The organism is Corallococcus sicarius (genome assembly GCF_003611735.1).
GTDB lineage: Bacteria > Myxococcota > Myxococcia > Myxococcales > Myxococcaceae > Corallococcus > Corallococcus sicarius.
Genome location: NZ_RAWG01000356.1, coordinates 1 through 9,139 on the forward strand (window position 1 = coordinate 1; position 9,139 = coordinate 9,139).

At 71.1% G+C, this 9,139-nt stretch carries 8 protein-coding genes; 3 read left to right on the forward strand and 5 right to left on the reverse strand.

The window, feature by feature from the left end; all coding sequences use genetic code 11:
• A partial coding sequence (locus D7X12_RS35395; protein WP_167509099.1) for a chemotaxis protein CheA occupies window positions 1–1,256 on the reverse strand: 1,256 nt, incomplete at its 3' end.
• 268 nt (window positions 1,257–1,524) lie between these two features.
• Between D7X12_RS35395 and D7X12_RS35400 the strand changes: the two genes are divergently transcribed.
• Genes D7X12_RS35400 through D7X12_RS35410 form a run of 3 tightly spaced genes read left to right on the forward strand, consistent with a single transcriptional unit; the run spans window position 1,525 to window position 3,195 of the window.
• Window positions 1,525–2,583 (forward strand): DUF72 domain-containing protein, encoded by a 1,059-nt coding sequence (locus D7X12_RS35400; RefSeq protein WP_120629623.1) that lies wholly within the window; start codon window positions 1,525–1,527, stop codon window positions 2,581–2,583.
• 38 nt (window positions 2,584–2,621) lie between these two features.
• Entirely contained in the window at window positions 2,622–2,924 is a 303-nt protein-coding gene (locus tag D7X12_RS35405) for a hypothetical protein (protein WP_120629624.1), read from the forward strand.
• Complete coding sequence (locus D7X12_RS35410) at window positions 2,866–3,195, forward strand: Smr/MutS family protein (RefSeq protein ID WP_120629625.1); 330 nt, start codon at window positions 2,866–2,868, stop codon at window positions 3,193–3,195. The genes D7X12_RS35405 and D7X12_RS35410 overlap by 59 nt, the downstream gene beginning before the upstream one ends.
• Before the next feature lie 35 nt (window positions 3,196–3,230).
• Here the strand turns inward: D7X12_RS35410 and D7X12_RS35415 are convergent, their stop codons facing one another.
• The 4 genes from D7X12_RS35415 to D7X12_RS35430 all read right to left on the reverse strand — a co-directional run.
• Window positions 3,231–5,978: an SNF2-related protein gene (locus D7X12_RS35415; RefSeq protein WP_208719484.1), complete on the reverse strand. Its 2,748-nt coding sequence runs from the start codon at window positions 5,976–5,978 to the stop codon at window positions 3,231–3,233.
• Window positions 5,979–6,232: 254 nt separating this feature from the next.
• Window positions 6,233–7,564, reverse strand: a complete 1,332-nt coding sequence (locus tag D7X12_RS35420) for a DUF58 domain-containing protein (RefSeq protein WP_120629627.1) — start codon at window positions 7,562–7,564, stop codon at window positions 6,233–6,235.
• Entirely contained in the window at window positions 7,561–8,496 is a 936-nt protein-coding gene (locus D7X12_RS35425) for an AAA family ATPase (RefSeq protein WP_120629628.1), read from the reverse strand. Before D7X12_RS35425 ends, D7X12_RS35420 begins: the two co-directional genes overlap by 4 nt.
• Window positions 8,497–8,558: 62 nt before the next feature.
• On the reverse strand, window positions 8,559–9,139 hold a 581-nt coding region (locus D7X12_RS35430; protein WP_120629629.1), incomplete at its 5' end, for a hypothetical protein.

A 9,139-nucleotide genomic window follows, 5' to 3' on the forward strand; every position in this document is an offset into this window, starting at 1 on the left:
AAGTACTCCGCGAGCGCATCCACCTCGCGCACCTGGGCCTCGGCGGCCGTCTGCTCGCGCAGGTTCACGATGAGCAGGCTGCTGTCGCCCTGCGTCAGCCGCTTGCGCTCGCCCAGCGCCAGCTCCATGCCTCCGCTCAGGCGCTCCACCTGCGTGGCGGGCAGCTCCTCCAGCCGCGTCACGCGCGACAGGGGAATGGCCACGCGCCCCTCCTGTCCCGTGCGACACAACAGCACCCGCTCCCGGGCGTCCTCGGGGCGGGGGAGCACCTCCTGCGGGGCTTCTGGAACGCCGTGCGAGGGCGCCTCGCTGATGACGCCCACGCGGCGGCCCAGGCCCATCGCATCCAGGATGAGCGCCACGCGCCCGTCGCCCAGCACCGTCGCGCCCGCGTAGCAGGCCAGCCCCTTGAGGTGCTTCCACAGCGGCTTGACGACGATCTCCTCCGTCTCGTGGATGGCATCCACCCACAACCCGAAGGTGCGCTCCCCGGCCTGAAGCACCACCAGGGTGGCGCCCTCGTCCAGGTCCGGCGTCGCGGGCCCCACGCCCAGCTCCGAGGCGAGGACCACCAGGGGCAACAGCTCCCCCCGCAGCCGCAGCACCGCCGCGTCCTGGAGGCGGGTGATGTCGCGCCGGGCCTGCGCGGGATCCAACCACACCACCTCGCGCAGGCTCGCCTGCGGCAGGGCGTACCGGTCGCCCCGACAGGTGACGAGGAGCGCCGGGATGATGGCCAGCGTGAGGGGAATCTTGAGCGTGAAGGTCGTGCCCTGGCCGGGCCGGCTGTGCACCTCCACGGTGCCGCCAATGCGCTCCACCTGTGTGCGCACCACGTCCATGCCCACGCCCCGGCCGGACAGCGACGTGACCTGCTCGGCGGTGCTGAAGCCCGGCGTGAAGATGAGCATCAGCGTGTCCGCATCCGACAGCCGCGCCGCCTGTTCGGCGGTGAGCAGGCCCCGCTGCACCGCGACCTGCCGCACGCGCTGCACGTCGATGCCCGCCCCGTCGTCGGACATCCCCAGATGGACGAGCCCGCCCTCGTGCGACGCGCTCAGCGTCAGGCACCCCACGGGCGGCTTGCCCTGCTGGACGCGCTGCTCGGGCGTCTCCACGCCGTGGTCCACCGCGTTGCGCAGCAGGTGCGTGAGCGGATCATGCAGCGCTTCCACCAGCGTCTTGTCCAGCTCCGTGTCCGCGCCGCGCAGTCGGAGCCGCACCTGCTTGCCACACCCGTGCGCCAGCTCGCGCACGAGGCGCGGGAAGCGGTTCCACAGCTTACCGCGAAACGACAGGCTTCGCAGGGTGTGTGGGGTGGAGGCCGCCCTGGCGGTGTGTGTGTTTGGCTTCAGCGGACTCGCGCTGGGGCCCGGTTCCTCCCCGGGTCCGTGCCCGGCTGGCTGGTGGCCGTGCTGGAAACCTGGAACGTTGGCTCGAAGCAGGGCAACCTCCTGCATTGTGTGACCTTGGGGATTACTCCCTGGGGCTCCACCGGACCTCCGCAGGAAGGGAGCTGACTGCATGAGCGCAACGCGACGTCCCGCCCAGTTCGACCTCTTCACCGGCGCGCTCGTGGAGCCCCCCACGTCGTCCCGCCGGCGCACGCAGCCCGTGGGCCCGGCCCCGGTGTCCGACGACCTGCGGTCGCTGGGCGAGCAGCTCCCGCGGGGCGTGTACCTGGGCACCTCGTCGTGGACCTTCCCTGGCTGGAACGGCCTGGTCTACGACCATGAGACGACCACCACCCAGCTCGCGCGCGAAGGCCTGGGCGCCTACGCGCACCACCCGGTGCTGCGCACGGTGGGCATCGACCGGACGTTCTACGCGCCCGTGCCCGCCGCGGCCTTCGCCGACTACGCCCAGCAGGTGCCGGACGACTTCCGCTTCCTCGTGAAGGCGCACGAGGCCTGCACGCTCGCCCGCTTCCCCGTGCACGAGCGCTACGGCGCGCACCGGGGCCAGGTGAACGACCGCTTCCTCCAGGCCGCCTACGCGGTGGACCACGTGGTGGCGCCCTTCATGGAAGGGCTGGGCGACAAGGCGGGCCCGCTCGTCTTCCAGTTCCCGCCGCAGGACCCCGCCATGCTCGGCGGCCCGGCGCGCTTCGTGGAGCGGCTGCACGCGTTCTTCTCCGCGCTGCCCAGGGGCCCGCTGTACGCCGTGGAGGTGCGCAACGAGGAGCTGCTCACGGAGGGCTTCGCCCAGGCGCTCGCGGACACCGGCGTGAGCCCGGTGCTCGCGGTCTGGGCCCACATGCCGCCCGTCGCGCGTCAGGCGAAGCTCACGCGCGCCTTTGAAGCCCGCGCCGTCGTGGTGCGCTGGATGCTGCCGCCCAACCTCGGCTACGAGGAGGCCCGCGCCCGCTACGCCCCCTTCAACAAGTTGGTGGACGAAGATGTTGGCACCCGCGACGTGCTGGCCCGGGCGTGCATGGCCGCGGTGCGCCGCGAGCGCCCCGTCTTCGTGACCATCAACAACAAGGCGGAAGGGAGCGCCCCCCTGTCGGCCGTGCGACTCGCGGAACGTGTTGTCTGGCACAAGGAGGAGGGCGGCCAGCGGAGCGTTGCTCACGCAACATGACTTGCGTACGAGCACGCCGCTTGCTTACGTGAAAGCCCATGAAGGCGATGACCCTGGCCGCACTGGTGATGCACCTGACTTCCGCTGGCGGTGCTGGCGGGGAGGACAAGCGGGCGGGCAAGCACTCCGAAGACGCTGGCGCCACCGCCGGGGGGGGCGTGAACAACGAGATGGCGTCCCTCAAGGGGGAGATCTCCAGCCTCAAGGAAGAGTTCCGGATCGCGCGCGAGAAGCAGCGCCTGGCCCAGGAAGAAAAGAAGCGTCTGGAGGAGGCCCGCTACAGTGTCCCGGCGAAACCCACCCCTGCCTCCCGAAGGGCCGGAGCCCCCGCCCACCAGTGAGGACGAGGCGGTAGAAATTCCGGTCGATGGCAACCTCGACCTGCACCTCTTCCAGCCCCGGGACGTGAAGGAACTCGTCACCGAGTACCTCTGGGCCTGCCGGCAGAAGGGGGTGCTCGACGTGCGCATCATCCACGGCAAGGGCACCGGCGCGCTGCGGCGCACCGTGCACACCCTGCTGCCCACGCTGCCAGAGGTCGCCCACTTCCAGACCGCCTCCGAGGCGGACGGCGGCTGGGGCGCGACGTGGGTACGGCTCAAGCCCCTGTGAAGGGGCCCTGAGACGAGATTCCGGGACGCGTTCGACTACGACAGCCAGAAGTACGCGGAGGCGATGAGGGTGCGCTTCTCCGTCACGCGCCCCTTCTGGGCCAGCTCCGCCAGCTGCCGGTCCTTCGCCGCGTAGCGCTTCTCTTCCTCGTTGCGCAGCGACGCCAGCTTGCGCCGGTACTCGCGCTCCAGCCGGTCCGAGTGCGCCCGCGCCTTCGCGCGCTCCGCGGTGTCCTCCACGCCGGCGACTTCCTTGCGCGCGGTGGTCCACGCCTCGCGCGCGGCCTCCACCACCTCGCGCGACTCCATCAGACAGTCCTCGACGTAGCGGTCCACCCGCTCGCGGGCCTTGTCCAGCTCCAACGCATTGCGGCGCTCGGCCGCGCGAATCAGCTCATCCTTCGCGGTCATGAGCGACTGCTCTTGCATGAGCTGGACCGACACCGGCGCGGGCTGCCGACGCTTCTCCTCCTTGGCGTCGAGCTTCGTGAAGTGGACACCGTCCGTCAGCGGCAGGGCCCGGAAGCCGCCGTCCCGGTCCTTCACCAGCACCAGGTGCACCAGCTTCTCTTCGGGCTTGAGGCCGGTGATCTCGAACTTGTAGGCGAACCACCAGCCCTCGCTGCCCGCGAGCCGGGCCAGCCGGGAGGGCAGCCCCGCCGCGTCCAGCTGCAGGTAGCTGACGGCGTCCTGGGTGCGGTCGCGGACGGCGTAGGCGGCCTTGGCCACCTGGAGCCGTCCGGAGGTGCGGCTGCCCAGCACGGAGCCGGTGAGCGCCTTCGCCTCCTGCTGGCGGCGGGCCACCACCTCCTTGGCCTGGTCACCGGCCACGCGCAGCCGCCGGCGCACGTCGCCGTCGAAGCGCTCCAGCACCACGGACTTCATCTCCGTCATGCGCTGGGTGATGGCGCCTTCCAGCTCCTCGCGCAGCTTGTCGAAGGCGATGTTGATGTCGGCCGGGTTGCGGCAGGACTGGTAGATGTCCAGCACGCGCCGCTCGAAGTCGACGCCGCTCTCCAGCGCGCCCAGGATTTCATCCGACGCGCCGAAGACGCCGTCGAAGAGGTTGAGCTTCTTCTCCAAGAGCTCGAACAGGCGCGCGTCCGCCGCGTTCTGCCGGTTGAGGAAGTTCACCACCAGCACGTCGCGCTGCTGGCCGTAGCGGTGGCAGCGGCCAATGCGCTGCTCCACGCGCTGCGGGTTCCACGGCAGGTCGTAGTTCACGACCAGGTTGCAGAACTGGAGGTTCAACCCCTCCGCGCCCGCCTCGGTGCAGATGAGGATCTGCGTGCGGTTGCGGAAGTCGTCCACCAGCGCCCGGCGCTCCTCGGGCGAGCTGCCCGAGTCTCCGGACAGCAGGGAGATCTTGTCCTTGTAGCCGTGGTCCGACAGCAGGTTGAAGAGGTACTGCTGCGTGCGCTTGGACTCGGTGAAGATGAGCGCCTTCTCCGGCCAGCTGTGCGTGCGCATCACCGCGAAGGTGCGATCCAGCGCGCGCTTGAGCGCCTCGCCCTTGGCGTTGATGCGGATGGAGTCCGCGAGGTCCGCGTACTGCCGCAGCTCCCACACCTCCTGCTCCAGCGTGCGCACCGCGGGGGCCTTGGCGGGGTCGTCGGACCACTCCTCGCCTTCCTCCACGAACTGCTTCGCCTCTTCCGGCTCGAAGAGCGCCAGGGCCTGCTGTCCCAGCCGCGCGGCCTCCAGGCGCTTCTGGAGGTTCTCCGACAGCTTGCGCAGCGTGGGCGCGATGGCGAACGTGGAGGAGGCCAGCAGCTTGCGGTAGCACAGCGTCAGCAGCGTCTTCTTGCCCGGCTCGATGGCCGCCACTTCGGAGCGCTGCAGGTACTCGCTGACCTTCTCGTAGAGGTCGTGCTCCTCGGGGGACGGGTTGAAGTCCTCCACGATGCTGCGGCGGTTGGTGTAGCGCACGTACTCGCGCACCTGACGGCGCAGCGTGCGTTGCACCACCGGGGCCAGCCGCTCCTTCAGCTCGCAGGCCGCGGCCTCCGACATGCCACCGCCCTCGTCCGCGCGGTAGCGGCTGCGGAAGGCGTGCTCGGGCCCCAATATCTGCTCGTCCAGGAGCGACATCAGGCCGAACAGCTCCATCAGGTTGTTCTGGAGCGGCGTCGCGGTGAGCAGCAGCTTGGGCCGGCCCGCGAGCCCCGCGCGCAGGGCCTGTCCCATCTTGTTGTTGGGCCGGTGCGCGTTCCGCAGCCGGTGGGCCTCGTCGATGATGACCAGGTCCCAGGGAATCTCCGCCAGCAGGTTCACGCGGTTGGCCGCGAACGGGTGCGAGCAGATGACGGGGAAGGGCTGATCGAAGCAGTTGTTGTGGGGGCGCACGTTGCGGCCGTCCACGAGCACGCTGTCCAGGTCGAACTTCTCCCGCAATTCCGCATTCCACTGCGCGCGCAGCACCGCGGGCGCGAGGATGAGGATGCGGTTCTTGCCCTCGGCCATGAGCTGGGCGACGACGAGGCCCGCCTCGATGGTCTTCCCCAGGCCCACCTCGTCCGCCAGCATGCAGCCGCCGCGCGACAGGGCGTCCATCGCGAACATCGCCGCTTCGACCTGGTGGGGGTTCAGGTCCACCTTCGCTTCGGACAGGGCGTTGGCCAGGCGCTGCTGCGTGTCACCGCTGCGCGCGAGCAGCTCCTCCGCCAGCAGCCGCTCGTGGAAGGGCGTCAACGCCGCCGCGACCAGCTCCTCCGCGGCGCGGGCCGCGACGGCCGCGGCGTCCGCCTCCACCTGCACCCTCAAACCCCTTGCGACCTCCGCCAAGTCCCGCCTCCCATCCGTAGGTTTTGAGCGTGCGCGCACGTGCGCGGACGATTGAGGCGCGCCATTCTGGGGAGCGATCCGGATCTGTAAAGGGGGTCCTCCGCGAGGCCGAAAACTCGGCCTCCGCGCGATTGGCAAGCACGGCGTTCGGCGGAGCGTTTCGTCATGCACTCACGCGTGCGGTGAAATGTTCCGCGGGTTGTCCAAAGGTCTTGACGAATGCGTCTGGAACGCTCAACGAACACACCCGTGTTTCAGAGCCGTCCGCGAGCCTTGACGTCCAGGTACACGTTGAGCGCCGCGGCCCCGAAGGCGCGTGCCGGCGCGCGCACCACCAGGGCTCCGGCGTCGCGCAGCGTGGTGGCGGTGAGGCGGTATTCGGCCTCCATGCGAGATGCGGCCTGGCGCGCGTAGGCGGCGGGCGCATCACCGGGCACGTCGGTGGCCGCGGCCACCAGGTCCTCGTCCAGCAGCGACGCGACGACGGGCAGGTGCCGGGGCCGCAGGGCCAGCGTGCGCGTGAGCAGCGTGGCGGACGCGTCCGGATCCACCAGGTCGGTGAAGAGGACCACCAGCGCGCGGCGCGTCTGGCGGGCGAAGGCGAAGTCGAACGCGCGGCCGTAGTCGCTCTCCTCCAGGCCGGCCTCGGCGCGGTAGAGGGACTCGGTGATGAGGCGCAGGTGCTCCGCGCCCTTGCGAGGGGGGAGGAAGGCGCGCACGTCGCTGGCGAAGGACATGACGCCCACCACGTCGCCCGCGTCCAGGCTCACGCGCGCAAGCCTCAGCGCCGCGTCCACCGCGTGGTCCAGCTTGCGCCGTCCCTGCACCCGGCCCGCCATGTGACGGCCGCAGTCCAGGAGCAGCAGCACCGGCTGGTGCCGCTCCGGCTGCCACGTGCGCACCAGCGTGTGGGCGTGGCGCGCGGAGGCCTTCCAGTCGATGTGGCGGAAGTCGTCGCCCGGGCGGTACTCGCGCAGCGATTCGAACTCGCGGCCCTCCATCGTCTTGCGGCGCTGCGTGCGCGCGGAAACGGCCTCCGACGCACGCGCCAGCGTCAGCGCTTCGCGGGAGAGGGCGCTCAGGTCCGGATACACCTTCACGTCCCGGGCCGCGGGCAGGCGCACCTGGCGCGAGCACAGGCCCAGTGGCCCCAGCAGGCGCAGGTGCACGTCGCCGAAGTGCGCGTCGCCCCGGGCGGGGGGCCGCACCCGGTACGTGAGCCGCAGGGAGGACGCGGCCCCGGCTTCGAGCGCGAAGGGCTGGCGGTGGCCTTGGCTCTCCACGTCGAGGGGTGGCTCGTCGCGCAGCTCTCCGCGCACGGGCCTTCCGGTGCGCGTGCCCAGCACCCAGCGCACGGGGTTGTCCACGCCGGAGGAGAGGATGGGCTCCACCTCGCGGTGTGCTTCCACGTCCCGGGCCCGGGGCGCGCGCGCGAAGTCCACCGCGCACAAGAGCAGCACGGCCACGTCCAGCGCGAGCGCCAGCCACCCGAAGGTGGGGCTCGCCACCGCGAGCGCCGCCGGCACCAGCGCCCCGGCGAAGAGGGCCACCGCGAGGCCGGTGGGGACGGGACGCCCGAGGCTCACCGGGGCACTCGCACCCGTTCGAGCATCTGCCGGAGGACGTCGTCCGCGGTGACGCCCTCCACCTCCGCCTCGGCCTTGAGCAGGAGGCGGTGGTTGAGGACGCTGAAGGCCACGGCCTTCACGTCGTCCGGGGTGACGAAGTCGGTGCCCTGGAGTGCCGCGTGCGCCTTGGACGCCGCGAGCAGGGCCTGGGAGGCGCGGGGGCTCGCGCCCAGGCGCACGCGGGGGTGGGCGCGGGTGTCGCGCACGAGTTGCACGACGTACTGGAGGATGGAGTCGTCGCACGCGACGCGGGCCGCGCGGTCCTGCAACTCCGTGAGCGTGGCCGCGTCCAGCACGCGCGTCACGGTGGGCGCACGGCCTTCGCGCTGGTGGTAGGCGCGCAAGAGCGCCCCTTCGGAGTCCGCGTCCGGGTAGCCCACGCGCACGCGCATGAGGAAGCGGTCCAACTGCGCCTCGGGCAGGGGATAGGTGCCCTCCAGCTCCAGCGGGTTCTGCGTGGCGACGACGAAGAAGTGAGGCGGCAGCGGGTGCGTGACGCCGTCGATGGTGACCTGCCGCTCCTCCATCGCCTCCAGCAGCGCCGCCTGCGTCTTGGGCGGGGTGCGGTTGATCTCATCCGCGACCAGGACCTCCGTGAAGACGGGGCCCTTCATCAGGCGGAAGGACTGGGCCTGGGGCTGGAAGATGTTGGTGCCCAGGATGTCCGCGGGCATCAGGTCCGGGGTGAATTGCACGCGGGAGAAGGACAGCCCCAGGGCACCGGCCATGCTGCGCGCGGTGAGCGTCTTGGCGACGCCGGGCACGCCCTCCAGCAGCACGTGGCCGCGCGCGAGGAAGGCCGTCACCAGGTCGGCCAGGACGCGGGGCTGGCCCACGACGGCCGAGCCCAGCGCGTCGAGCAGGCGGGAGAGGGGCGAGGCGTCGGACATGGTGGCCGGTGACGGTAGCCCGCCTCAGCTCCAGCACGGCAGCGAAATCCTCGCCGCCGCCCCTACTCCTGCGTGCGGCGCAGGCCCATCAGGCCCCCGAGCAGCGCCACCACCGCGCCGAGCACACCCAGGAAGCAGCCGATGCTCGGCGACGAGTTCATCATCTCCGAGTTGCCGAGCGGGGACGGCACCAGCGTGGTGTCCGAGGAGATCTTCAGGAAGACCAGCGACCAGACGAGGCACACGACGGTGCACACCATCTGCGCGCCCCACGGAAGCATGGGGTTGACCCAGGCCATCAGGTTGCGCACGCGGATGCCGATGAAGACCATCGCCCCGATGGCGAAGAGGAACGAGATGAAGCCCAGGCTGATGAGGCCCAGGAAGTCACCGTCCGCGGCCGTCTCCTTCCACGGCATGAAGCAGGAGAGCACCACCAGCGCCGCGCCCCAGAACGCGACGCGGTCCGCGCCCTCCAGATCCTTCAGGAACGAGCGCGCGTCGTCGAGCAGGACCTCCGGATCATCGATGGGCGAGCGGCCGGAGCCGGACTCCCGCGCGTCGCGCGACCAGGGATCCGGCCCGGCGACAGCGGCGTCATCGTCGTCGTTGTCGTCGCGGGGCTGGGGGGCCGGAGCGCGGC